Origin of the sequence: Polynucleobacter campilacus, assembly GCF_002206625.1 — a bacterium.
Classification (GTDB): Bacteria; Pseudomonadota; Gammaproteobacteria; order Burkholderiales; family Burkholderiaceae; genus Polynucleobacter; species Polynucleobacter campilacus.
In genome coordinates this window covers 267,243-293,610 of record NZ_NGUP01000003.1, presented here as the reverse complement: position 1 = coordinate 293,610, position 26,368 = coordinate 267,243, and the positions used below count along the sequence as shown (strand labels likewise).

The 26,368-nt window shown below is 45.8% G+C and carries 20 protein-coding genes and 1 pseudogene; 8 read left to right on the top strand and 13 right to left on the bottom strand.

Annotated features, from left to right (window positions below; translation table 11 throughout):
- Window positions 1-7: 7 nt before the first annotated feature.
- Window positions 8-577 carry a cob(I)yrinic acid a,c-diamide adenosyltransferase gene (locus tag CBI31_RS04915; RefSeq protein WP_088525290.1) on the top strand — a complete coding sequence of 190 codons (570 nt, stop codon included), beginning with the start codon at window positions 8-10 and terminating at the stop codon, window positions 575-577.
- Between the two features lie 51 nt (window positions 578-628).
- Here CBI31_RS04915 and CBI31_RS04910 read toward each other — a convergent pair whose 3' ends face one another.
- From CBI31_RS04910 to CBI31_RS10575, 5 genes are read right to left on the bottom strand one after another with little or no spacing between them, the layout of a single operon-like run.
- The gene (locus CBI31_RS04910; RefSeq protein ID WP_088525289.1) at window positions 629-1,753 is read right to left on the bottom strand and encodes a 3-deoxy-7-phosphoheptulonate synthase; all 1,125 of its coding nucleotides are present in this window, start codon (window positions 1,751-1,753) and stop codon (window positions 629-631) included.
- A gap of 30 nt (window positions 1,754-1,783) precedes the next feature.
- Window positions 1,784-3,274 carry a metalloprotease TldD gene (gene tldD, locus CBI31_RS04905; RefSeq protein WP_088525288.1) on the bottom strand — a complete coding sequence of 497 codons (1,491 nt, stop codon included), beginning with the start codon at window positions 3,272-3,274 and terminating at the stop codon, window positions 1,784-1,786.
- Window positions 3,275-3,294: 20 nt separating this feature from the next.
- Window positions 3,295-4,125, bottom strand: coding sequence for a carbon-nitrogen hydrolase family protein (locus CBI31_RS04900; protein WP_240553738.1), 831 nt, complete (start codon window positions 4,123-4,125; stop codon window positions 3,295-3,297).
- A complete protein-coding gene (locus tag CBI31_RS10580; protein WP_476704262.1) occupies window positions 4,122-4,352 on the bottom strand; it encodes a hypothetical protein in 231 nt (76 codons plus the stop codon). Before CBI31_RS10580 ends, CBI31_RS04900 begins: the two co-directional genes overlap by 4 nt.
- A 55-nt stretch (window positions 4,353-4,407) precedes the next feature.
- The gene (locus CBI31_RS10575) at window positions 4,408-8,289 is read right to left on the bottom strand and encodes a YhdP family phospholipid transporter (protein ID WP_276207125.1); all 3,882 of its coding nucleotides are present in this window, start codon (window positions 8,287-8,289) and stop codon (window positions 4,408-4,410) included.
- A 78-nt stretch (window positions 8,290-8,367) separates the two neighbouring features.
- On the opposite strand from CBI31_RS10575, the gene glnE reads away from it, so the two are divergent.
- Window positions 8,368-11,187 carry a bifunctional [glutamate--ammonia ligase]-adenylyl-L-tyrosine phosphorylase/[glutamate--ammonia-ligase] adenylyltransferase gene (gene glnE, locus CBI31_RS04890; RefSeq protein ID WP_088525287.1) on the top strand — a complete coding sequence of 940 codons (2,820 nt, stop codon included), beginning with the start codon at window positions 8,368-8,370 and terminating at the stop codon, window positions 11,185-11,187.
- A gap of 12 nt (window positions 11,188-11,199) precedes the next feature.
- On the opposite strand, the pseudogene recN reads toward glnE, so the two are convergent.
- A pseudogene (recN, locus tag CBI31_RS04885) lies at window positions 11,200-12,871 on the bottom strand (DNA repair protein RecN).
- Between the two features lie 26 nt (window positions 12,872-12,897).
- Window positions 12,898-13,803 (bottom strand): NAD kinase, encoded by a 906-nt coding sequence (locus CBI31_RS04880; RefSeq protein WP_088525865.1) that lies wholly within the window; start codon window positions 13,801-13,803, stop codon window positions 12,898-12,900.
- Between the two features lie 37 nt (window positions 13,804-13,840).
- Here CBI31_RS04880 and hrcA point away from each other — a divergent pair, with 37 nt between their 5' ends.
- The 5 genes from hrcA (at window position 13,841) to dnaJ (ending at window position 19,959) form a co-directional block, all read left to right on the top strand.
- Window positions 13,841-14,851 carry a heat-inducible transcriptional repressor HrcA gene (hrcA, locus tag CBI31_RS04875; protein ID WP_088525286.1) on the top strand — a complete coding sequence of 337 codons (1,011 nt, stop codon included), beginning with the start codon at window positions 13,841-13,843 and terminating at the stop codon, window positions 14,849-14,851.
- A gap of 25 nt (window positions 14,852-14,876) precedes the next feature.
- The gene (gene hemH, locus CBI31_RS04870) at window positions 14,877-15,971 is read left to right on the top strand and encodes a ferrochelatase (RefSeq protein WP_088525285.1); all 1,095 of its coding nucleotides are present in this window, start codon (window positions 14,877-14,879) and stop codon (window positions 15,969-15,971) included.
- A gap of 91 nt (window positions 15,972-16,062) precedes the next feature.
- Entirely contained in the window at window positions 16,063-16,605 is a 543-nt protein-coding gene (gene grpE, locus CBI31_RS04865; protein WP_088525284.1) for a nucleotide exchange factor GrpE, read from the top strand.
- Window positions 16,606-16,789: 184 nt separating this feature from the next.
- Complete coding sequence (gene dnaK / locus CBI31_RS04860; protein WP_088525283.1) at window positions 16,790-18,724, top strand: molecular chaperone DnaK; 1,935 nt, start codon at window positions 16,790-16,792, stop codon at window positions 18,722-18,724.
- Between the two features lie 113 nt (window positions 18,725-18,837).
- Window positions 18,838-19,959 carry a molecular chaperone DnaJ gene (gene dnaJ / locus CBI31_RS04855; RefSeq protein ID WP_088525282.1) on the top strand — a complete coding sequence of 374 codons (1,122 nt, stop codon included), beginning with the start codon at window positions 18,838-18,840 and terminating at the stop codon, window positions 19,957-19,959.
- A 7-nt stretch (window positions 19,960-19,966) separates the two neighbouring features.
- Here the strand turns inward: dnaJ and panB are convergent, their stop codons facing one another.
- From panB to CBI31_RS04825, 6 genes are read right to left on the bottom strand one after another with little or no spacing between them, the layout of a single operon-like run.
- Entirely contained in the window at window positions 19,967-20,782 is an 816-nt protein-coding gene (gene panB / locus CBI31_RS04850; protein ID WP_088525281.1) for a 3-methyl-2-oxobutanoate hydroxymethyltransferase, read from the bottom strand.
- 17 nt (window positions 20,783-20,799) lie between these two features.
- Window positions 20,800-21,327, bottom strand: a complete 528-nt coding sequence (gene folK / locus CBI31_RS04845; RefSeq protein ID WP_088525280.1) for a 2-amino-4-hydroxy-6-hydroxymethyldihydropteridine diphosphokinase — start codon at window positions 21,325-21,327, stop codon at window positions 20,800-20,802.
- A 52-nt stretch (window positions 21,328-21,379) separates the two neighbouring features.
- A complete protein-coding gene (gene pcnB / locus CBI31_RS04840; protein WP_088525279.1) occupies window positions 21,380-22,783 on the bottom strand; it encodes a polynucleotide adenylyltransferase PcnB in 1,404 nt (467 codons plus the stop codon).
- Window positions 22,780-23,460 (bottom strand): histidinol-phosphatase, encoded by a 681-nt coding sequence (locus CBI31_RS04835; RefSeq protein WP_088525278.1) that lies wholly within the window; start codon window positions 23,458-23,460, stop codon window positions 22,780-22,782. The genes pcnB and CBI31_RS04835 overlap by 4 nt, the downstream gene beginning before the upstream one ends.
- Before the next feature lie 19 nt (window positions 23,461-23,479).
- Entirely contained in the window at window positions 23,480-24,235 is a 756-nt protein-coding gene (gene hda / locus CBI31_RS04830) for a DnaA regulatory inactivator Hda (protein ID WP_088525277.1), read from the bottom strand.
- 10 nt (window positions 24,236-24,245) lie between these two features.
- The gene (locus CBI31_RS04825) at window positions 24,246-25,235 is read right to left on the bottom strand and encodes an AI-2E family transporter (RefSeq protein ID WP_088525276.1); all 990 of its coding nucleotides are present in this window, start codon (window positions 25,233-25,235) and stop codon (window positions 24,246-24,248) included.
- Between the two features lie 72 nt (window positions 25,236-25,307).
- Between CBI31_RS04825 and purM the strand changes: the two genes are divergently transcribed.
- On the top strand, window positions 25,308-26,360 hold the full coding sequence (purM, locus tag CBI31_RS04820) for a phosphoribosylformylglycinamidine cyclo-ligase (RefSeq protein WP_088525275.1): 1,053 nt from the start codon (window positions 25,308-25,310) through the stop codon (window positions 26,358-26,360).
- Window positions 26,361-26,368: the final 8 nt, after the last annotated feature.

Below are 26,368 nucleotides of genomic sequence, written 5' to 3'. Positions count from 1 at the left end.
TAAGCTCATGGGAAATCGACTATCAAAAATCGCCACTAGAACGGGTGATGCTGGAATGACCGGATTAGGCGATGGAAGTCGCGTGGAGAAGGATCATTTACGGATTTGCGCTATGGGCGACGTCGATGAGTTGAACTCATCGATCGGTGTTTTGATGACTGAGGAGTTCCCAGAAAGCATTGCTACTGAGCTAAAAGGGCTTTTCATGCAAGTTCAGCATGATTTATTTGATCTGGGTGGCGAGCTTTGTATCCCTAACTATAAGCTCTTAAATCCAGACCATGTGGCTCAGCTGGATGTTTGGCTAGAGAAGTACAACAAAGAATTACCTCCTTTGACCGAATTCATTCTGCCTGGTGGTACTCGTGCTGCCGCGCAAGCACATGTATGTCGTACCGTCTGCAGAAGAGCTGAGCGCTCGATTGTGCGCTTAGGCTGGGCAGAGCCTTTGTATGACTCCCCACGTCAATATGTCAATCGTTTATCTGATTTATTGTTCGTCCTTTCACGCATTCTCAATCGCGCAGCTGGCGGTACGGATGTGCTTTGGAAGCATGAAAAAAAAGAGACTAAATAAACTAGTCTCTTTTAGTATTACGTTGATTTCTGCTTGAGTTGAGAACTAAGATTATTTTTTCTTGCTTCTGCGTTTCTTGACTGCACCAGCTAAACGCTCAAGTACTTTCACAGAATCATCCCAATTAATGCAGGCATCCGTAATGCTCTTGCCGTACTCGAGCTTGCTTGGATCATCTTTACCAGGCGTAAACTTCTGCGCACCATCATTGAGATGACTTTCTACCATTACGCCAAAAATTTCATGTGAACCAGACTCAATTTGTTGGGCAATATCATCAGCCACAACAATTTGGCGCTCATGTTTCTTGCTGGAGTTAGCATGCGATAGGTCAACCATCAAACTGGCTGGGAGCTTGGCTGCTGCTAGCTCAGCGCAGGCTGCTTTGACGTGTGCCGCTTCATAGTTGGGCTCTTTGCCACCGCGCAAAATGACGTGACAATCTTGATTGCCTTTAGTTTCCACAACGGATACTTGACCATTCTTATGAACAGATAAGAAGTGGTGTGGACGACCCGCTGCTTGAATAGCATCAGTAGCGATCTTGATGTTGCCATCAGTGCCATTCTTAAATCCAATAGGCGCAGACAAACCAGACGCGAGTTCGCGATGCACTTGGCTTTCGGTTGTGCGGGCGCCAATTGCGCCCCAAGAAATGAGGTCAGCAATATATTGTGGGGAGATGACATCTAGGAATTCACTACCTGCTGGCATGCCAAGACGATTAATTTCCATGAGGACTTGACGTGCAAGACGCAGACCTTCTTCAATACGATAGCTCTCATCTAGATACGGGTCGTTGATCAGACCTTTCCAGCCAACAGTAGTGCGAGGCTTTTCAAAATAGACGCGCATCACAATTTCTAATTCGCCAGCGAAGCGATCGCGCTCAGTTAAGAGACGCTGGCAGTATTCGAGTGCCGCACGTGGATCATGAATCGAGCAGGGCCCAATGATGACGAGTAGGCGATCATCTTTCCCGTGAATAATGTCGCGAATCTTTTTACGAGTTTTGCTGATCAATACTTCAGTGGGCGTTCCTGAAATCGGAAAGAAGCGAATGAGATGCTCTGGTGGTGCCAGAACAGTAATTTTGTCGATGCGTTGGTCGTCGGTATCTGACGTCTTATCAACGGCAGAGTACCAGTTAGCAGGATTAGTATTTTGTTGGCTCATAGGGTTATTTTAAGCCGTAATTCAGTAATATCAGGCAGTTCCACCCACGGTAAGGCTGTCGATCCGCAAAGTGGGCTGTCCAACCCCGACCGGGACGCTTTGCCCCTCCTTGCCACAAACCCCAATCCCGCCATCTAATTTAAGGTCGTTACCAATCATCGAGACCTGTTTGAGGGACTCTGGGCCACTGCCAATAATGGTAGCGCCTTTGACGGGGTACTGAATTTTGCCGTTTTCAACCCAATAAGCTTCCGAGGCTGAGAACACAAATTTGCCACTAGTAATGTCTACTTGGCCACCACCAAAATTCACTGCATATAGGCCGCGCTTGATACTAGCCACAATTTCTTGAGGATCATCCTTGCCAGCTAGCATATAAGTATTGGTCATGCGGGGCATTGGTAGCGATGCAAAACTTTCGCGGCGACCATTACCGGTGAGAGGCATTTTCATGAGTCGTGCATTGAGGCTGTCCTGAATGTAGCCTTTTAAAATTCCATCCTCAATCAAAGTAGTGCATTGAGTAGGAGTGCCTTCATCATCAATATTGAGTGATCCTCTGCGACCAGACAGAGTGCCATCATCAACCACAGTGACTCCCTTAGCGGCTACGCGTTGCCCGATACGGCCAGCAAAAGCGGAAGAACCTTTGCGATTGAAGTCACCCTCAAGGCCATGACCCACTGCCTCATGGAGGAGTACGCCGGGCCAGCCTGGACCCATGACAACCGTCATCGGGCCAGCAGGCGCAGGACGCGACTCTAAATTTACTAAAGCGCCATCAACCGCTTCATCGACGTATTGATTAATCAGGGTAGTATCAAAATAATGGTAATCGTGTCGTGCACCACCACCTGAAGATCCAGATTCACGGCGACCATTTTGTTCTGCAATCACATGGACTGAAACGCGTACCAGCGGCCTTACATCTGCAGCTAGTAAACCATCTGCGCGGACTACTAGAACAACGTCAAACTCACCGGCAAGACTGGCCATCACCTGGATGATGCGAGGATCACGGGCTTTTGCGCGGCGCTCAATGCTTTCTAAGAGGGCAATTTTTTCTTTGGGCTGTAGTGAGTCCAAAGGATTCATGTCTGAGTACAGCTTGTTGGATATTGGATTAAATAGTTTGCTAGCAACGGCCTGCTTGCCTCCCTGTGGGCCAATAACGCGGGTCGCTTTAGCGGCCTTGCTCAATGCTTCTAAATTAATTTCATCCGAGTAGGCAAAGGCAGTTTTATCACCGTAAATAGCGCGTACGCCTACGCCTTGATCAATATTAAAGCTGCCTGATTTCACAATACCTTCTTCAAGACTCCAGCTTTCGCTGCGAGTATGTTGGAAGTAGAGATCAGCATCATCTAGGCGATGGGTAAACATGCTGCCAAATGTTTTGTGAAGATCTTGCTCTGAGAGTCCAGTTGGCTCAAGCAGAATCGACTTGGCTAATTTAAGAAGGTCTGCTTGCTTTTTGGCTTTGGTCCAGTTGACTGGAAATAGTGCTTCGGGTGCATTCATGTGATTCGGCAGGTCTTTCTTTAAAGCTTACGGTGTGCGAGTGCAGGTAACTTAGAGCGTACCTCGTTTAATTTATCTTTGCTCAAAACCCCAGAAATAAGCCCCTCACCTTCTGGTAGGGTAGTTAGAACCACACCCCATGGGTCGATCAGCATGGTATTACCCCAGGTACGCCTTTGGTTTTGGTGCACACCGCCTTGCGCTGAAGCTAGGACGTAGCACTGGTTTTCAATAGCGCGAGCTCGTAACAGTATTTCCCAATGGTCTTTGCCGGTTGTATAAGTAAACGCAGCGGGAATGATGTGGCAATCTACTTGCCCTAGGGCGCGATACAGTTCTGGGAAACGTAAGTCATAGCAAATGCTCAGACCAAAGGTCCATTCAGCGCCATTGATAGTGATCTTGATAATGCCGGGCTGTTCGCCAGCCTCAATGGTTTCAGATTCTTGATAGCGTTCTGTGTTTGTCTGAAAGCCAAATAAATGAATTTTGTCATAGCGTCCAGCCCGCTGCCCATCTGGACTAAAAACTAGGGTTGTATTTAATACTTTATTAGGATCTTTTGCTTCAAGAGGAATAGTTCCCGCAATTAAATAAATACCATTATCTTTAGCGAAGGCTGCAAGCGCTTCTTGAATTGGACCATTACCCAATTTTTCGCGGATATTCACTTTATCCGTGTCTTTGAGTCCCATGATGCAAAAGTACTCAGGAAGAACAACAATCTGCGCACCATCATGAGCGGCAGCTTTAATCAATCTGCGGGCTGTTTCTAGGTTCTCTTGTAAGGATGCGCTAGACACCATTTGAATCCCGGCAATCTTCAGTTCAGCAGAGTTTGATTTGCTCATAAAGACTGCACCTGCGGTTTTGGTGCTGGTGTGCTGTTGGTGCTCGGTTTACTTTGTTCTTTTAATAAGTCTTTACTACGTATCGTGTTTAAAGTCTTAGTGTCAATTGGCTGACCTTTTTGATCTAATGGAATAACCTCTGGCTTATCCCAAGAGCCCTGCACTAAATAATCAGATTGTAGATTTCGATTGATTTGACTGGTAATGAGGTACTGTCCGACCAGCACTCCCAATCCAACAATCGGGTTAATAGCAAAAGCGGCTAAGGAGCCAGCAGTGGCATCAATAGTTGGGAAGATCGTGACACGCAGATCTTGGTTTTTTTTCGGGTATATTAATTTGTCCTGTCATAGTGACCTTAGCCTGATCTAAGCTCATGGTGAATTGCTTAGTTTGAGCAACGCCACTCGCAATGTCAAAGCTTGCATCGATATTGTTGAAGGGCGTGCCTTTACTCACAATATTGCCAAGACTACCTTGCAGATCTAGAGTAGCAAACCTAAATAGACTTTGAAGACTCAGCACATCCAGAATTTGAGCGCCGCTAGTGTCGACTTCTAGCAAGCGACCTTTTTCAAGATTTAAATTGACCTTGCCACTAAGAGTTTCAAATTTTGGATTAAAGGGTGAGCCATCCCACTCTGCATTCGCTGTGAGTTTACCTTGCCCACCCTCAACGGATTTTTGTGAACCCCACTTAGCAATAATGAGGCCAGCATCTTTAATATCTAAATCGATATTGAGGTTACTATGTTCCTGCTGATTTGTACTTGCCCCAATCCATTGCCCAGTGGTAGTGGAGCTGCCCTGAGGATTATTAAATTGAATAGACTCAATCGTTAGAAGGTTGTTGCTAGTCTTCGTTTTGAGCTTGGTTTTTCCAAGTGAGATAGTTGACCAATTAAAGTCATCAATAGTTAAGTCTAGGCTTGGAATTGCATTAGGTGAGAGCTTACTTTTATTAGCGCTATTGTTTTGGGCCGATTTGTTAGTTTCCTTAGGGGGGCTCTTAGTATCTGTCGCCAGGATAGTCTCATCTGGAACCTTGAGGCGACTTAAATGGCCGCTAATAAGACCGCTGACATCGGTTTGATTAGGTGCCTGATATTGAACTTGGCCAGCAGCGAGAGGTGAGTTGATGCGCATCCGCCAGACGCCATTCTTATTGCTAGTAGATAGATTCATATCTTGCCAGTTACGCTCAAGCAAAGTGAGTTTCTTAACCTGTGCGGTAATAGAAATATTACTTTCACTCGCATAATCTGCTTTAGAGGAATTATTTTTTTGCTTTTGCTTTTGCTTTTGCTTTCTGAAAAAATCCAGCCAATCATCTAGATTGAGTTCATTACTTGCTAGGTTGAGATTAAGCCCGGGTTGAGACAAGTTTGCTGCTGCGCCTATGCCTAGCGCAAATCGGAACTCGTCATCACTATTTAGGTCTCCTTGAATTGTGTATATATCACCAAGTTTGCCATTCCAGCTAAGGCGATTTGCCCCCGATGGACTATTAGGCGCAGTTTTAAGGGTAATTTGTCCCACCATTGGTGTGCCCATCAGTTTCTTCGCCGGTGCTGGTGCAGCGCTAGCCCAGTCACGCAAATCAAACTTGAGATTCGTTTCGCTACCAGTTTTATTAAAGCTGAGTGTGCCTTCGTATTTTGCAGATCCACTCATTGCCTCAAGTAATGGCGTGGACTCAGTTTTTATTGTATTAACGAGATAGTTCTTGATGAAGCCCGCAGTAATATCGCCTGCAATATTAAAGTTTTGTTTCCCCGGGGTCGATGGAGAGCTGCCGATTTTCAGAGAGCCGCCTAAGAAGTTGGCGGTGACATCTTCAAATTCGGGATTAATTTCGGTAATCCGAATTTTGCCCTTGAGATTTTCGAGTGGAGGTAAATTGGCCCACTGTGCTTTATTGCCGGGTAAAGCTAGCTTGATATCAACATTAATATCGTCATTGATAGATAGGGGAACCTTTAATCCTATGTCAAGATTGACGGGCCCGCTAACTCGTAGATTTTTTTCTAACTTGCTTTGTTTTTTGCCAAACGGTGAAGCGTATAAATACTCCAACATCTGTGGCGCATTACCTTGAGCATTACCATTCACCGATAAAACCAATTGTTGTGCGCTGACATTCGGAATTTCCGCATGAAATTGGTTGAGTGCAACATCTTTGTAATTCGCCTGAGAAATATCAACCGCAAAGCGAGAGTTTTGCATTGTAACTACGCCATTCACTTTGCTAAATGCAGACCAGACCCCTTGGTTATTTGGTAACAATGGAACAGGACTGAAGGTAGCTCCGATGATTGGCAGATTTAAAGTGAACTCTCCATTAGTGCTATTGGGGTAAGGGACGCCATTGGGATCGCCTTTGATATGAAGGCTACCTTTTTGTATGCTGCCCGCAGAGAATGCTTTACTCAGGTATAGCCTTGCATCTTTTCCCATCCCAAGGGGTAGATATCGGTATGCAGTTCTTAAGTCAGCTCTTGCGAAATTCATATCCAGCATCATTTGATCTGGTTTTTTAGGGCCACCAATGACGTAATTGATATCTAGGGTTGTGTCAATTTCTGGATTGCTTAAAGCAAGTTGTTTAGCATCGATGACCCAGTTATCTTTTTTCTTAGACCAGCTCAGCTGCCCATTCGCCCGGCCTAGTTTAATTTTAGGATCGACTAATAAGTCATTGATATTTACTTCTAGATCATTTGAATTAACTGAAAAACTGCCTTGATTCTGATTGCCGGTAATAAATCCAGAGAGGTTTGAAACAGATGGCATACTTTTGTCAATACCAACAAAGCTGAGATCAACTAACTTGGCGCTAACAGAGAAATCAAGTTTGTTTGATTTGAAAAAGCCTCCGGGGATGTTTAATGACGACAGCGAAGATTTACTCTCGGACCAACGAATATCAAGATTTTGCAGCTCACCATCGGCCTGAGACCCTTTAATCCATTGATGTACTTTTTTAGACAGGGGGAGATTTAATGCGAATAGAGCAACGTCTTCAACCAGAATTTTGGGCGAAGAAAATCCGAATTCTTTAATCTCGCCATCTGCCCCCGGCGGTCTCCAGCTAAACGTCATTGGGCTTAAATTTTCTAATGGCGCATTCTTTGAGCTATCTAGGTCTCGCCAAGCAAATGTTTTCGTAGTAACAGAAATAAAACCACTATTATTTTCTTGAGTGAGATTAGTCTCTAATCTACCTAAAGCAATAGCGTCTTCATTTTTTGCCAGCTGAATAGTGAGATTGTCTGCTGCTACATAAGCTTCACCACCATCAGGCTGCCCGTTATCTATTTTTAATTTTCCCTTAGAACTAAGCTTTCCTTCCAGAGTATTTAGGGGAAGGGAAAAATCTTTTGCAATTTGACTGAGATTAAGTTCCGCTACATTCCAAGAAATAGTTCCAATCCAGTCGCGCCAATTTCCAGCTTGACCGCCAAGGTGGTGAACGAAGTCAGCCTTGATTTCTAGAGGTCCATTAGTCCATGGTGTGATTGTTTTGAGTGAGGCCTGATGATTGCGAATGCCGTTCGTCAGCTCTAGATTTTGAATCTCTATAGCGGTGGTGAGTTTTTTATCTAGCTTATCTGTCCAAAATAATTTGACATTGCTAACAGCAATCTTATCTTGAGACAGCAGCCAATTTTCTAGCCCAGGATCATTTGACTTTCCATGAATAGGAATTCCAGCGATGCTGATGATGCCTTTGTTATCACGTTGGGTATAAATTTGGGCGCTTTCAAAGTAGAGCTCATGAAAATAGGGCGCCAAGTGATAGAAGGAATTCCAACTGAGCTCGCCACGAATTGTTGCAATCTGTAAAAAGGGTTGCGAGTTATCGGGGCCATTAAAGCGTAGACCATCGATTTCAAAATCGGGCCTGATGCCAGTCCAGGAGACTCTTAAATCGTCCATGGTGACATCTACACCAATACGAGCGCTGATGAGTCTTTCTACTGAGACTTTAGATTTCTCAATTTGGGGCCAAACAATGAAGCGAATACCAAAGTGACCAACTAACAATAATGCCAAAACGAGGCTGTAAAGAATGAGGGCACGTTTGAGCCAGTATCCGCCAGAACCTTGAGGACCTTTAGTAAGCACGCTCTTGAGGCGAGGCGGAATGATATTTTGCAGCATGGCCCCTATTATCCGTCAGCATTCAGTTGATCGCCAAGCTTCTGCCACGGGATTTGGGCTACGGATTAAGATGGGGGAATGGATGATTTTTCTAGGCAAATTGGGTTTCTACAACGGCATTCCACGTATGCACAGCGCTGGCTGAATGCTCGCCCTGAATGGGTTGACTGGCTGAGGACTTGTGGGCAGCAAAAGGTCGATTTTCAGGGCATCCAGGATTTACTGAAAACCTCTGGAATTGCGCAGCAAGGATCAGCGCTGGATGAAGCGCAATTTATGGCCAATTTACGGCTAGCTAGACAGCGCCTGATGATTCGGATCGCGTTTCGGGATCTCAATGGAATGGCGAGTCTAGAAGAGGTAACTCATGGCTTGAGCCATTTTGCGCAGTTGGCGGTTGCAGACTGTATTGCCTATATTCGTGAAGATTTAAAAAGTCGATTTGGAATTCCATGGAGCAAACCGAATAACGCTGAGATGCCGCTCATGGTTGTAGGCATGGGTAAATTAGGCGGTCTTGAGCTAAATCTTTCATCCGATATCGATTTGATTTTCTTGTATGAGCAGGAAGGCGATACTGAAGGTGGACCTAAAAGCCTTTCAAACCATGAATGGTTTTCTCGCATGGGTAAGCGTTTGATGAAGCTCTTGTCCGAGCATGATGAAAATGGCTTTGTCTTTCGGGTAGATATGCGTCTTCGTCCCAATGGGGACTCTGGTCCATTGGTCTGTAGCTTAGACATGCTGGAGGAATATCTTTTAGTTCAGGGCAGAGAGTGGGAGCGTTATGCCTGGATTAAAGGTCGTTTGATCTCCCCATTGCCAGGCTCACTGGAGCATGATTACTGCGCAAAGGAGTTGGACCAACTCATTCGTCCATTTGTCTATCGACGACATTTGGATTATGGCGTGATTGCCTCAATCAGGGATTTGCATGCCCAGATTCAGCGTGAAGCTGATAAGAAATCTGCTGGGCATCAGGGTCGCTCACGCGATATTAAATTAGGTCGCGGGGGGATTCGAGAAATTGAATTTCTAGCGCAAATGTTTCAATTGATGCGAGGCGGTACTGACCCTCGCTTTAGGGTGCGCCCCACTTTAGAAGTTCTTAGTCTGATTGGGCAACGAGGAATCTTGCCCATAGAAGAGGTGAATACCTTGAAGGCGGCTTATATCTTTTTAAGACGCCTAGAGCATCGCATCCAAGTTTGGGATGATCAACAAACCCATTACCTGCCAGATGATGAATTGGTCCGCTCGCGTTTGGCAATATCAATGGCAGGAGAGGATCTGGGTCAGGACGGTAAATCCTTTATGGCCGAATTAGATTTTCACCAAAATCATGTTGCTCGCCTTTTTGAAAAAGCTTTCTTACTAGATGACAGTTCTCGGCTAAAGCTTGCCCCTCTTGATGTCACTTGGGAGCCGGATGGGGGCTATTTCTCTCAAACTCTTGTGCGCTGGAGTGGATGGGTTGATAGCCCTAAGCAAAGACAGTTGCCCGAGAAGAGTCGACTCATCTTTGATAATTTGATACGTCAAGCTGCGGAGAGTTTGCAGCTCACCGGCGGTAATCAAGCTCATGCCGATCAAACTTTATTACGTTTTTTTGATTTACTTGAAGCCATTGCAAGACGTAGCGCTTATTTATCCATCTTGGCAGAATACCCAAGAGCACTCTTAAATGTGCTGGATTTGCTAAAGGCATCTCAATGGGGTGCACAGTATCTTACGCGTCATCCACATTTACTCGATCACTTACTGCATTCTGGAACTGAGAAGGCTTTAATTGAAGAGCCCGAAGAATATTGGCGAGACGTCAAAACCAATTTGAATATGCGCCTTGATGATGTCATGACCGATGGTGATAGTTCAGAGCAGGCGATGGATATTCTGCGCGTGACCCACCATACAGAGACGTTTATTACGCTTTTAGCTGATCTTGGAATTGGCGTTAGAGAGCCTCTCGCGGTTGAAAAGGTAAGCGACCATTTATCTGCTTTGGCAGATCTCATGTTACAGACTACTTTTGAGCGAGTATGGCCGGGCGTTGCTCAGAAATTTGGCTTACCTAAAGACTTCCTTGCGCCATTTGCAATAATTTCTTATGGAAAGTTGGGGGGTAAGGAGTTAGGTTATGCCTCCGATTTAGATTTAGTATTTTTATATCAATCAGTGGAGCCTGATTACGCTGCGCAAGAAATTTATGCACTGCTTGCTAAGCGGATGATTAACTGGTTAACAGCGTTTACCTCAACTGGTAGTTTGTTTGAGATTGATACGCGGCTTCGCCCGAATGGGTCAGCTGGATTTTTAGTTACCGATACTGAAGCATTTAAAAAATATCAGTTGCGTGAAGGCGATAACGCCGCTTGGGTCTGGGAGCATCAAGCTTTAACTAGGGCACGTTTTTCTGCCGGCAATCCGGTTATAGGTTTGGAGTTTGACCTTGTGCGTTCTGAGGTATTAAGTCAGCAACGTAACATCAATCAGCTGCGGGTTGAAATTTTAGAGATGCGCCGCAAAGTGCATGCTGGCCATCCAAATGTGAGTGCTGATTTTGATTTAAAGCACGACTCAGGCGGTATGGTGGATATTGAATTTATTGTGCAGTTCTTAGTCCTGGCTTATTCACATCAACATCCACAACTGATTGGTAATCTAGGCAATATTGCTTTGCTTCGCATTGCTGGAGAAGCAGGTTTAATGGATCCAAAAATAGCTGATTCCGTTGGCAATGCTTACCGTCTCTTAAGATCTCGTCAGCATCGCTTGCGTTTGGATGGGGCAGAAAAAACACGCATTAATCTTGATAATGAGCCTGAACTTAGGGCTGCCAGATCTGCTGTTGAGGCACTCTGGCTCCAAATATTTCAAGCCCCTTCTAATGGTGAGTGAAGTTCTTAAGACCTAGTGTTGCTCAAGTAACTCGCGAGCATGACGACGGGTGGTATCTGTGATTGTTGCGCCACCCAGCATACGTGCCACTTCTTCAACGCGTTCTACTCTGGCTAAGGGCTGTACTTGTGAGATTGTTTTATCACCACTCTGTGATTTACTGACTTTCAGGTGGTGATTTCCTTGTGCGGCAACTTGAGGTAGATGCGTCACGCACAAGATCTGGTGAGATTGCCCTAATTGGTGCAATAGCTTACCAACAGTCTCTGCAACAGCCCCACCAATACCTGCATCGACTTCATCAAATATTAAGGTAGGTGTGAATGAGGCTTTGCTAGTGATCACGCTAATTGCTAGGCTAATACGAGCAAGCTCGCCACCAGAGGCAACTTTGGCCAATGAGCGTGGTGTGCTTCCTGCATGCCCTGCAACCAAGAATTCGATTTGCTCTAAACCGTGAGAGCCACCTTCACTAAGTGGAGTCAAGGCTATTTCTAATCGCCCTCCAGCCATCGATAGATCTTGCATGGCATCGGTGACCAATTTTCCGAGTTCAGTTGCAGCGCCACCACGTTTTTTTGAGAGCTGTTTTGCGAGCTTGAGATAAGCAGCTTCTTCTTGCCGCACTTTTTCCCGTAAAGCTTCGATATTTTGGGATGCTGTTAGGGCATCCAAGCGTTCCGTAGTATCTAGAAGGAGTGCTGGTAGTGCATCTGCCTCAGTACGATATTTTCGGGCCGTGGTGTGCAGTGCTTGCATACGCTCTTCAACCTGGGCTAGTCGTGCTGGGTCAAGATCTGCTTTTTGTAAGTATCGATTGAGGCTATGAATGGCTTCATCCAATTGAATTTGTGCGGATTCAAGCGCTTCGCTAATATCGTTCAGGGCCGGATCATGCTCTGCCAATGCACCGATAGTGCTACATACCTTGGAGAGGCTCGATTCAATCGAGCTATCAGCATCGCTTAAAGCTTCAATTGCTTCTTGGCAGCCGCCAATGATTTTGGCGCCGTTGGCAAGCCGTGCATGCTCACCTTGAATATTTACCCATTCATTCTCTTGGGGGGATAGCTCAGTAAGCTCTTCGAGTTGCCACTCTAAGCGCTCACGCTCACGCTCAATATCTTGTCCTGCATTTTCTGCTTGCTCTAAGCGACGACGAGAGTCGCTCAGTGTTTTGAAGGACTGTGCAACTTCAGTGGCGAGGGGTAATAAACCGGCATGACGATCTAGTAGCTCGCGTTGGGCGCCACCCTTGAGGAGTAGTTGATGAGCATGTTGTCCATGAATATCAACCAGTTGATCGCCTGCCTCACGCAGTTGCGTCACTGTAGCAACACTACCGTTAATGAAAGCGCGACTTCTACCATTACTTTCTATGGTTCTTTTGTAGTAAGAGGCTTTGGCCATGATCTTCAAGGGGGAATCCTTGTTCATCTAACCATTGTCCAAAAGATTGAATAAGCTCCGGATTAATTTGAAAGAGAGCAGAGATTTCTGCACGACTGCTACCTTCCCGAATTTGGCTGCTATCAGCACGTTCACCTAAAACTAAACTAAGAGCATCGAGCAGAATGGATTTTCCAGCGCCAGTTTCACCGGTCAAGACGGTAAATCCAGCAGAAAAATCCAGCTCAAGCTGATCAACAATGACGAAATCACGAAGTGAGATAGTTTGAAGCATGTATTAGCGTAGCAAAGAACTCGACATCAGAAAGTCGACGGGTATTCATTCCAATGCAATTTCTCACGCAAAGTTTTGTAGTCGCTGTGATTGCTGGGGTGTAAAAGAGCAATGGTTTTATCAGATTGACGCACTTCAATTTTGTCGCCGCTCTGTAAACTAGTTTGTGATTGCATATCAAAATTGACAATGACTTCAAGTCCATTAACAACCTCAATGACCGTCACGCTATCTTGTGGCAGAACAATCGGCCGATTAGAAAGGGCATGGGGGGCGATTGGAACAAGCAAAATACCTGGAACGTGGGGATGCAAAATGGGTCCACCAGCAGATAAAGCATAAGCAGTAGAACCAGTTGGAGTAGAAACAATCAAACCGTCAGAGCGCTGGTTGTACATAAAAGAGCCATTGACTTGTAGGGCCAGTTCTACCATTCCTGAAATAGCGGAGCGATTCACGACAACATCATTTAGCGCTAATGCGCGATTAATTTCTTTGCCATTGCGAATGACGACAGCGTCAAGCAATGTCCGTGTATCAGATTCATATTCGCCTGCGATGATTTTGGGCAAGATATCTTGTACAGACTGAAAGGGAATGTCGGTCATGTAGCCAAGACGACCCATATTGATTCCTACGAGTGGAACATTGCTACCTGCCAATTGACGGGCAATGCCCAGCATGGTTCCATCGCCGCCCAAGACAACAACTAGGTCAATTGATCCACTAAAGTCTTGGGGTCTTTTGGTAGGATAGTCCTTTAAACCAAGATGGGCGGCAGTACCAGACTCAATAAAAACCTCACAACCTAGTCCCAAGACCAGCTTGGCGAGGTCTTTGAGGTGTTCTTCAATGCCATCAGCCTGAAATTTGCCGACGAGCGCCACCCGGCTAAATGCCTTCTTGGAGGAATTGGGGGATGGGCTTAACATATAACGATTAAACCATAGGCATAAAATCCCTTCCACCATGGATGAACGTTCCCGCGCTTTACTAAAAACCCTCATCGAGCGATATATCGAGGAGGGCCAGCCTATTGGCTCGCGCACGCTGTCGAGATTCTCAGGTTTAGACCTCTCTGCAGCCACTATTCGTAATGTGATGGCTGATTTGGAGGATATGGGCCTAGTCACTAGCCCCCATACTTCTGCTGGCCGAATTCCAACCCCTAGAGGCTATCGCTTATTTGTAGATACGATGGTGACGGTTCGCCCCCTGGAGGAAATTGCCACCCGCGAGCTAGAAAGAGGACTCTTGCCAGACTCCCCGCAACGAGTTTTGAGTTCTGCCGCTCAGATTTTGTCGAACTTAAGTCATTTTGCTGGGGTCGTGATGACTCCCAAGCGAGCCCAAGTTTTTAAGCATATTGAGTTTTTACGCTTAGGCGAAGGCAAGATCTTATTGATTATGGTGACTCCAGAGGGAGATGTACAAAATCGGATTTTGCCAACGACTCAGGATTACACGCCAAGTCAATTAATTGAGGCTGGTAATTACATCAATGCACAATTTGCGGGAAAAAGTTTTGATCAAGTACGCTTGCATCTCAAATCTGACTTAGATAATTTAAGGGCAGATATCTCTGGTTTGATGGCTTTGGCATTACAAAGCGGCGTTGCTGACTACGATATGAGTCAGGGCGACATGGTGCTCTCTGGCGAGAGACGCTTATTGAATGTAGGTGATTTAAGCTCTAATCTCGATAAGCTGCGCAAGATGTTTGACATGTTGGAGCAAAAATCGGTACTCATGCAATTGCTTGATGTATCGAGTCATGCCGACGGCATTCAAATCTTTATTGGTGGCGAGAGCGATCTATTGCCTTATGAAGATTTAGCTGTGATCAGTGCGCCATATAGCGTGGATGGCCAGATCGTTGGTACTTTGGGCGTCATTGGCCCAACTCGCATGGCTTATGACCGGGTCATTCCAATTGTGGATATCACCTCCAAGTTATTATCAGGGGCGCTGAGCTCCTAACAATCGATTATTAAAGATAAATATTTTGAATCAGAACCCACACCTACGAGTCAATAAGACAGCAGTTCTGCTATTGAACTTAGGTACGCCATCTGCACCAACTCCAAAAGCAGTGAGAGCTTATTTAAAAGAATTTCTCTCTGATCCGCGTGTCGTAGAAATTCCACGCTTTATTTGGTGGTTCATTTTGAATGGCATTATTCTGCCGATTCGTAGCAGTACCTCAGCAAAAAAATATGCATCGATTTGGTTGCCGCAACTAGGCTCACCTCTCATGCACTACTCTCGTTTGCAAGCCAAAGAGCTGGGCGAGAAGTTTGCAGATGAGGGACATACTGTTTTAGTCGATTTAGCAATGCGCTATGGCAAGCCTTCTGCCAAAGAGGTCTTGGAAAGCTTGAAGGAGCAAGGCATGGAGCGTTTATTGCTATTGCCTTTGTATCCTCAGTATTCAGCCACCACTACTGCTTCTAGCTTTGATGACGTCTTTCGGGTTCTGAGTACCTGGAGAAATCAACCCGAGCTACGTATAGTCAAGCATTACCATGACAATCCCGCTTATATTGCTGCACTTGCAGATCAGGTGCTAAGCGCCTGGGACAAAGATGGTGCTCCAGATTTTGCAAGAGGCGATCGCTTTGTAATGTCTTTTCATGGCCTACCTAAACGCAATTTAATGCAGGGTGATCCTTATCACTGCGAGTGCCTGAAAACAGGTCGCTTGCTTGGAGAGTCTTTAGGGTTGGAGCCAGGACAATATATTGTCACTTTCCAGTCTCGCTTTGGTAAAGCGGAATGGTTAAAGCCCTATACCGCTCCAACTATTGAGAAGTTAGCAAAAGAAGGCTGCTCTAGAGTTGATGTGTTCTGCCCGGGATTTCCGGCGGATTGCCTGGAGACATTAGAAGAAATTGGAATGGAAGCAAAGGAAACATTTCTAGAACATGGCGGTAATGATTACCGTTATATTCCCTGTTTAAATAGCAATCCAAAATGGATTAATGCTCTACGTGACATAGCCTATCAGCACTTACTGGGGTGGACTTTAGGAACGGAATCTAAAGAGGAGCTGACTTTGCGCGCTGAGCGGGCAGAGTTGGCTGACAAATCTAAGACTTGAAATTCAATAAAATGTCCCAATATTGAAAACTACTGGCCTTAGTTAGAGCAGCGTAGGTAGAGCAAAATACAGAAAAAGTGAATGAGCATCCATGACACAAGAAAATCCAAATCCAGAGCAAGAAAATTCAGCAGCGCAGACCTCGGCTGAAGCAGCTCCTGAAGTTGCCGTTGTCAAAACCCCAGAGGAAGAGATTGCAGAGCTCAATCAAAAGATTGGCGAGCTCGAAGATAACTTCTTGCGCGCTAAGGCGGAAGGCGAAAATATTCGTCGCCGCGCCGTTGAAGATATTGCTAAGGCACATAAGTTCGCGATTGAGAGTTTTGCCGAACATTTGGTCCCAGTGACCGATAGCTTGTATGCAGCTTTAAGTACGGACACTGGTGATGCCAAGGCTTTTAAAGAGGGTTTAGAAATTACACTCAAGCAACTCTTATCTGCGTTTGATAAGGGCCGCATGACTGAAATTAATCCTGCTGTGGGGGATAAATTTGATCCGCATCACCACCAGGCGATTGCTTCAGTGCCTTCTGAGCAAGAGGCCAACACGGTAGTTTCAGTGCTCCAGCGGGGTTATACCGTGGCAGATCGGGTGCTTAGACCGGCTTTAGTCACTGTGAGCGCCCCGAAATAAATTAAAAAATAGGGGTCAAAACCCTAAAAAAGCATCAAAAAGGCAGATTTCTGCCTTTTTTGCTATTTCAGCCCTTGAATTCCCCTTTTTAGACCCCATTTAGTCAGTATTGGAATATTAGCGGTAGCGATTACCGAAAACACATTAGAAGCACAACAAAGTAACTTAATTTTTTGGAGCAATTATGGGAAAGATTATCGGAATCGACTTAGGAACCACTAACTCGTGCGTTTCAGTCGTTGAAAACAATGCACCTAAAGTTGTTGAGAACGCAGAAGGCGGTCGCACAACTCCATCTATCATCGCATACGTTGAAGATGGCGAAGTATTGGTTGGCGCGCCTGCTAAGCGTCAGTCAGTCACAAATCCTAAAAACACCATTTACGCTGTTAAGCGTTTGATGGGTCGCAAGTTCACTGATCCTGAGGTGCAAAAAGACATCGGTCTAATGCCTTATGCCATTATTCAAGCCGAAAACGGCGATGCTTGGGTACAGGCACGCGATAAGAAAATGGCGCCACAACAAGTGTCTGCTGAAATTTTGCGCAAGATGAAAAAGACTGCTGAGGACTATCTTGGTGAAGAAGTGACTGAAGCTGTTATTACTGTTCCAGCTTACTTTAATGACAGCCAACGTCAAGCAACTAAAGATGCTGGTCGTATTGCCGGTTTAGATGTCAAGCGCATCATCAATGAGCCTACTGCTGCTGCATTGGCATTTGGTTTAGACAAGCAAGACAAGGTAGACCGCAAGATCGCCGTATACGACCTTGGCGGCGGTACCTTTGACGTATCCATTATTGAAATTGCGAACGTGGATGGTGAGAAGCAATTTGAGGTACTTTCTACCAACGGTGATACTTTCTTGGGCGGTGAGGACTTTGACCAGCGCATCATTGATTGGATCATTGCTGAGTTCAAAAAAGAACAGGGTGTAGATTTAAGTAAAGACGTGTTGGCATTACAGCGCTTAAAAGATGCTGCTGAAAAAGCCAAGATCGAGTTGTCATCTGCACAGCAAACTGAAATCAATTTACCTTACGTGACAGCTGATGCTAGTGGTCCTAAGCATTTAAATTTGAAGCTCACCCGCGCTAAATTAGAGTCCTTGGTAGAGGAGTTGATCACCCGTACGGCTGGTCCTTGCCTAACTGCGATTAAAGATGCTGGTGTGAGCACTGCCGATATTGATGATGTCATTTTGGTTGGTGGTCAAACCCGTATGCCTGCAGTTCAGGACAAAGTAAAAGAAATTTTCGGTAAAGAGCCACGCAAAGACGTTAATCCTGATGAAGCGGTTGCTGTTGGTGCTGCAATTCAGGGATCGGTATTATCTGGTGATCGTAAAGACGTATTGCTCTTAGACGTTACCCCATTATCTTTAGGCATCGAAACCTTGGGTGGCGTGATGACTAAGATGATTCCGAAGAACACGACGATTCCTACTAAGCATTCGCAGGTTTATTCCACTGCGGAAGATAACCAGCCTGCCGTAACCATTAAGTGTTTCCAGGGCGAGCGTGAAATGGCTGCTGCAAATAAGTTGCTCGGTGAATTTAATCTCGAAGGTATTGCACCAGCGCAACGCGGTATGCCGCAAATCGAAGTGACTTTTGATATTGATGCCAACGGAATTTTGCATGTCACTGCAAAAGACAAAACTACTGGCAAAGAGAACAAGATCACCATCAAGGCGAACTCTGGCTTAACTGAAGAAGAAATTCAACGTATGGTGAAAGATGCTGAAGCCAATGCTGCTGAAGATAAGAAAGTGCTTGAGTTAGTAACAGCTCGTAATACAGCTGATGCCTTGGCTCACTCGACTAAGAAAGCCTTAGAAGAGCATGGTGCTAGCTTAGAAGCTGCCGAGAAAGAGGCGATTGAAGCAGCCCTTAAAGAGTTGGATGAAGCCATTAAGGGCAGCGATAAGGCTGCTATTGAGGCGAAGACTGAAGCTTTGGGTAAAGCAAGTCAGAAGCTGGGCGAGAAGGTGATGGCTGCTGAACAAGCAAAAGCTGGCGGCGGTTCTGCGGGTGCAGCCCCTGGCGGAGCCCCTGGTGCAGCGCCAGATGCAGATGTCGTCGATGCTGACTTTAAAGAGGTTAATGACAAGAAGTAACCCAGTCATTTAATGTTAAAAAGACGTATTGATTAACGTAATTTTGAAGTACTTAAATAACAAGTCGGCCTCGAGCCGACTTGTGTCATTCAGGTTGTTGAGAGGAATTGGCTGTGTCTAAAAGTAAACGCGATTTTTATGAAGTACTGGGCGTAGCAAAAGGTGCCAGCGATGAAGAGCTTAAAAAAGCCTATCGCAAAATGGCAATGAAGTATCACCCTGATCGCAACCCTGATAGTAAAACGGCTGAAGCCCAATTTAAAGAAGCCAAAGAGGCCTACGAAACACTCACCGATCCCAATAAGCGCGCTGCCTATGACCAGTATGGTCATGCAGGTGTTGACCCTTCAATGGGTGGCGGCTTTGGCGGCGGCGGATTTGCCGATGCCTTTGGAGATATCTTTGGGGATATTTTTGGGCAAGGTGGTGGACGTCACTCTGGTCCGCAGGTCTATAAGGGCGCCGATCTTCGTTACAACATGGATATCACCCTTGAGCAAGCTGCTGAGGGTTACACAACACAAATTCGCGTGCCAAGTTGGAGCAACTGTAAGCCTTGTCATGGTACTGGTGCTGAGCCTGGCACAAAAGCAGAAAAATGCTCTACCTGTGATGGCCATGGTCAAGTGCGTGTGCAACAAGGCTTCTTCTCCATGCAGCAGACTTGCCCTAAATGCCGCGGCACAGGCGAGTACATTCCGAAGCCTTGCAAAACTTGCCATGGCAGCGGTAAGCATAAAGAACAAAAAACTCTCGAAATTAAAATTCCAGCGGGTATTGATGATGGTATGCGCGTGCGCTCCGTTGGCAATGGCGAGCCTGGTATTAACGGTGGACCTTCAGGCGATCTCTACGTAGAAGTTCGGGTTAAGCCGCATCCAGTATTTGAGCGTGATGGAAGCGATCTACATGTGCAAATGCCGATTTCATTTGCAACGGCAACCATTGGCGGTGAGATTGAGGTTCCAACCTTATCGGGTCGAGTTGAGTTTCCAATTCCAGAGGGCACGCAGACCGGCAAAACATTCCGCTTGCGTAACAAAGGTATTAAAGGATTGCGCTCCACTTTAGTGGGCGATCTTTTTGTACACGTTTTAGTTGAGACGCCAGTGAAATTGACTGATGACCAGAAAAAATTGCTGACACAGTTTGATGAGAGTCTGAAATCCGGTGGCGATAAACACAGCCCACAGCAAAAGGGCTGGTTTGATGGCGTAAAGAGCTTCTTTAGTTAAAAGCTTACTAACCCGCAAAACCATGCTCTAGTCCGGGAAACTTTCCGGACTTAACTTCGCGAACGTAGGCTTTAATAGCAGCTTCGACCGAGCTGTGACCATCCATAAAGTTTTTAACAAACTTGGGTGGTTTGCCTGGGCTGATGCCCAACATATCTTGTAAAACTAATACCTGACCAGAGCAATCTGGCCCTGCACCAATTCCGATAGTCGGAATATGGAGTTCTTCGGTAATTTTTTCCCCAAGCGAAGAAGGAATGGCTTCAAGTACCAGCATTTGCGCCCCAGCTGCTTCGCAAGCAAGCGCTTGTTCAAGCATATGACTTGCGGCATCCTTAGACTTACCTTGCACTTTGTAGCCACCCAAAAGATGAACTGATTGTGGAAGCAAACCTAGGTGCGCACAAACAGGAACGCTACGCTCGACTAGATATTGAATAATATCTACTTGCCAATCTCCGCCCTCTAGCTTGACCATATCAGCGCCGGCACGCATGAGTTCTGCTGCTGAATCTAGTGCTTGCACTGGATCGCCATAACTTGCAAAGGGAAGATCGGCTATCAAAAATGCATGCGTATTAGCTCGAGCTACACATTCAGTGTGATAAACCATTTGCTCAACGGTAACGGGCGTTGTGCTGGAGTGGCCTTGAATCACATTGCCTAATGAATCACCAATCAGGATAGTCTCAACCCCGCAGCGATTGAGTAATGCTGACATGGTCGAGTCATATGCGGTGAGCATAGTAATTTTCTCTCGCTCAGCATGCATAGCGAGTAGATTAGTAATGGTGATTGGCTTATCGCCTTGTAAGTAACCCATGGCGAGAGTTTAATGAATTAATGCGACGCTGGGCTATAAACGTCTTTTTCCCCACAATTACAGTTCCTGCAGGGTAGTTTTTCAATTTTTTGGTCAGCTACTTTGGGTAAATAGCTCTTGAGCTCACCTAGATTTGGTAAAAAGAAGTCAGGGGCTATTTCCAATAGCGGGAGAAGCACAAAAGAGCGTTCAATCATTCTGGGGTGAGGCAATATCAACTCAGTTTCATTTTGAGTAACGCCCTCAAAAGATAAGATATCTAGATCAAGTGTGCGGGGCGCATTTGAGTAGGGGCGCTCTCTGCCAAACTCTTTTTCAATCACTTGGCATACATGGAGTAGGCCGTAAGGGGTGAGTTCAGTTTCGATTTCAATCACTGCATTGATATAGTCGTCACCACTAGCTTCTAACGGTGCGCTTTGATAAAAGCAGCTTTTGGCCAGAATCTGTAATTCAGAGCGCAACGCTAGACAAACAATCGCATCAGTAATGAGCTGACGTGTGTCGCCGATATTCCCACCAAATCCGATAAAAGCTCGTGCCATAGGACTCCAAACTAGAGATGGAACTACTTTACTGAAATTTCTCTAAGTTTGCTTAAGCTGCTTCAGGTTCGGGGGGCGAGTCAGATTTAGGTTTTCTGCGGCGGCGTCGCTTAGTAGGAGAGCCTGCGCTACTGCCTAGTTCTGTCTTAGCAGCAGTCATAAGGGCTTCTTGTCCGGCCGGATCGGCGGCAATGAAATCCGTCCACCATTGACCAATACTGGGGTTTTGCTCACCGGTAGCGCAGCGTAGGAGCATAAAGTCGTACCCAGCCCTAAAGCGAGGAGATTCGATGAGGCGGAAGGGGTAGCGCCCCACCCGTTTTTCAAAGCGCGGTTGCATGGACCAAATCTCACACATATCAGTCTCAAAACGCCGTTGAATCGTCATGCCACTACTTTGTGTCGCGATCGTATCGTCCATGGCGCTATTTAGTGCAGCAATATTGGAGACCCCTTTAGCAATATTGGCTTTCCAGTTCTTGAGCAGATCAGGCCAAAGCAAAGTGGCAAATAAAAATCCAGCAGAAACACTTTTGCCCGATTGAATTCGTTGGTCAGTATTGGCTAATGCGAGCTTCACAAAATCATTTGCATCCCTAGATCCCTCCCCACTATCCAAAATATGATCCAGCAGGGGCAGCAAACCATGATGAAGTCCCGCATCTCTTAATCCCTGAATTGCAGCCCAGGAATATCCCGACATGAGTAATTTGAGAATTTCATCAAAGAGTCTGGCTGATGGCACATCCTGTAAAAGATCGCCGAGTTCTGCAATTGGCGCACGCGTTGCAGTATCTAAGGTAAAGCCAGTTTTAGCGGCAAAGCGAATGGCTCTGAGCATTCGTATTGGGTCTTCGCGATACCGTTTTGCGGGATCACCAATCATGCGCAAAGTTTTCTTTTGCATATCTGCCATACCGCCGTGATAGTCGAGAACGGTCTCGCTAGACGGGTCGTAATACATTGCGTTGATCGTGAAATCCCTTCTGGCAGCGTCTTCACCTTGTGAGCCCCAGACGTTATCGCGCAATATCCGACCACTTTCAGCCACATGATCGCCGGCGTTGTCTAGCAATGCTCTAAAGGTGGAGACTTCAATAATCTCAGGATGACCTTTACCAAAGAAAGTCACGTGCACAATCTGAAAGCGCCGGCCAATCAGGCGCGCCTTACGGAACAGTCTTTGCACTTGATCTGGCGTTGCATTGGTTGCTACATCAAAATCTTTTGGGCCAATTCCTAAGGCCAGATCACGGACTGCGCCACCCACAATGAAAGCCTCAAACCCAGCTTGTTGAAGCGTGTGCGTTACTTTTACGGCATTCTTTGAGAGTAAATGCGGATCAATACGATGGGCTTTTTTAGGAATACGTTTTGGCGCTCCAGTGTGATTCGCTTGCGTATGCTTGACCATAGGATCGCGCCGCAAGATACGTTTGATGAATTTAGTGATCATGTAAACAACTCAAGAATGGGCCAGTTGCGTTTATTGGCCTCATTACGCAGACGTTCATCTGGATTGGTAGCAACGGGATTGCTAACCTCTTCTAATAGGGGTAGATCATTGATCGAATCAGAGTAGAAATAGCTTCGTGGCATTTTGTCGAAAGATAGCTCCTGGGCTACCAGCCATTCATGTAGGTTTTGAATCTTGCCTTCACGAAAATTCGGTATACCTTTTACTTCTCCAGTGAAGTTCCCCAAAGGACTATTGCCAACGGTAGCGGGCTCAGTCGCAATCAGGTGTTCGATACCAAAGCTTGCCACGATTGGATGTGTAACAAAGCTATTGGTAGCGGTGATTACGCAGCATAGATCTCCAGCATCTTGATGTCTTTTTACCAAGTCAATTGCTGATTGACGGAGTTGGCCATTGATCACTTCCTTCATGAAAGCGTCATGCCATTCCTTGAGTTGAGCGCGGGAATGTTCCGAAAGCGGCTTTAAGGAAAAGCGGAGAAATGCATGAATATCGAGCTTGCCTTCTTTATAGTCTTGATAAAAGCGCTCATTTTTTTTGGCGTAATCATCACCATCTACTACGCCGATGCGTGCTAAAAATTGTCCCCACTCATAGTCGCTATCGCAAGGGAGGAGGGTGCTATCTAAGTCGAAAAGGGCTAATTGGGTCACAAATTGAATATCAAGTAAATTATTTTGGCTGTAAAAGCTCGCGCACGAGCGGCAAGGTTACAGCACGTTTTGTTTCTAATGAATAAGCATCCAAAGCATCAATCAAGGCCATTAAATTGGGCATATCGCGATAAAAACGATTTAACAACCAAGGCAATACGTCAGGGGATAAAACCAATCCTCGCGCCTTAGCGGCTTGTTCTAAGGCTTGTATTTTCTCATCATCATCCAAAAGTTGTGTTTGAAAGACTAAACCCCATCCTAGGCGGGTCCGAAGGTCTTCGCGCAACTCCAAATTACCTGGTGCAGCCTTGCCAGCCATGAAGATGTGGATTTGCTTACTTGCCTGAACGCCATTGAGAATGCGAAACAGGGCGCCCACTAAGCGCTCATCTAAAGCATCTACATCATCGACAGCAATGACCGAGGGCGTATCACTTTGTACTAGGGCACCCATTTTTTCTTCAAGACGAACCCAGGAGATGGGCTCTTTAGGATTAAGGAAAAAAGATTCAATACCGATATTTTCAGCGACATTTATCATTGCCTCAAGCAAATGGGTGCGCCCAGATCCTTCTGGTCCCCACCAATAAATCCAGCGATGATTCAGTGGATTGCTGCTTTGATTAATGACGTTACCTTGCCAGCCTTTACAAAGATTTTGCAAGGCAGATAGTAGCGCCAGATCTTTGCTCGGTAAGTAATTGTCGAGACTGGCTTTGGGGGTATGGCTGAGATCTAAAGCAAACTGTCTTGGAAGTGGAGGTGTATTCATTACTGCGCAATTATTTTTGATACCAAGAGCTTTGCGTATACACAGACCAAAGGTATTGAACCAATACTAAGCTCACGGCACTAATTGGTAATGCCAGTAGCACACCGAAAAAGCCAAATAGTTTTCCAAATAGCAGTAAAGCAAATAACACTGCAACTGGGTGAAGGCCAATACGCTCACCTACTAGACGGGGTGTGAGCACAAAGCCTTCTAGGAATTGGCCAAGACCATATAAAGCAAGTACGGCAATCATTTCGTATTGAGGGCCGAATTGCAGTAGGGCTGACAAAATGGCGAGAGAAAATCCCAAGGTAATGCCAATATAAGGAATCACAATCATCAGCGCAGTAAAGATGCCTAAAGCCACCGCTCCTTGAATGCCAATGAGGCTTAAACCAATGCTATAGAAAACAGACATGATAGAAATCACAATAATCATGCCGTTTAAATATTGCGAGAGTAAGCCATCCGTATGCATTGCGAGATGGTGAATAGTTTCTTGGGCACGCAATGGAAACATTTTTTTGATAATCCCAAAGAAATGATCCCAGTCAATGAGCAAATAGAACATTACAAAAATAATCAAAACAGAATTCACAAAGCCAGCAACCACTGAGCTGCCAGACATGAGTACAGTTTCAAAAGTGCTGGTCATGAGAGCATCAGCGTTGTCGCTAATGTGCGTTGAAATTTTTTGAGAGAGGGTTGTTTTTAAGACCCCCCAATCAAGGTCAATATGAAATTCAGCTAATTTAGGTCCGAGCCATGCTTGCGTGTTTTGAATCCACCCGGGCAATTGCGCCTTAATTAAAGGCAGTTCAGTTTTGAGTAGGCCAATAAAGAGGCCCAAAATTGCAATCAGGACACCCAAGCCTAAGACTACAGTCAGAAGAGCTGCTAATGAGTTTGGCAGGCGATGCCTTCCCAGCCATAGAAAAGCGGGCCTAAGGATGTAGGCCAGAATAAAGGCAGTCAGAAAAGGGGTAAAAATTTCAGCCATTACAAGTAATCCTCTAGAATTCAATGATTCTACTGACCAAGTGACATTTCTCACCAATATTCCGACTCTGACATGACTTCATCTACTAATTCCCCATCAAATGGCCTTTCTTACCGCGATGCTGGCGTCGATATTGACGCTGGGGATGACTTAGTCGACCGCATCAAACCGCTGGCTAAGAAAACCATGCGAGAGGGTGTTTTGGCTGGAATCGGTGGCTTTGGAGCTCTTTTTGAGGTTCCTAAGCGCTACAAGGAGCCGGTTTTAGTGGCCGGTACCGATGGTGTGGGGACCAAGCTTCGCTTAGCTTTTGAGTGGAATCGCCATGACACCATTGGTCAAGATTTAGTTGCGATGAGCGTGAACGATATTTTGGTTCAAGGTGCAGAGCCCCTCTTTTTCTTGGATTACTTTGCTTGCGGCAAGCTCACTGTGGATACTGCAGCGACAGTTGTTGGCGGCATCGCTAAGGGTTGCGAATTATCTGGCTGCGCTCTCATCGGTGGTGAAACTGCTGAGATGCCTGGCATGTATCCACCAGGTGAATATGATTTGGCTGGATTTGCAGTTGGCGCGGTAGAAAAATCCAAAATCATTACTGGTAATACGATTGTTCCTGGCGATGTTATATTGGCCATTGCTTCGAGTGGTGCCCATTCCAATGGCTACTCTTTAGTGCGCAAAATTATTGAGCGCGTAGGTGCAAAACCAAGTGATGATCTAGGCGGTCGATCTCTTGGCGATGTAGTGATGGCTCCAACTGAGATTTATGTAAAGCCTCTCTTAAAGCTGATCTCTGAAATTGATGTGAAGGGTATGGCCCATATTACTGGCGGTGGTCTAGTCGACAACGTGCCTCGTGTTCTTCCAGAAAATACCCAAGCGGTATTGCACCGCGATAGCTGGCAGATGCCAGAACTCTTCCGTTGGTTGCAAATGAAGGGTGGCGTTGCCGATGCAGAAATGGTTCGTGTATTTAACTGTGGCATTGGGATGGTGCTGATTGTTTCCCCAACTCAAGCAGAGGCTGCAATCAAATCATTAAGTGCACATAGTTTAAAAGCATGGACCGTTGGTGAAGTAGTGGAGCGTCCAAAAGATGCACCACAAACTATTGTTATATAAGACGGCAG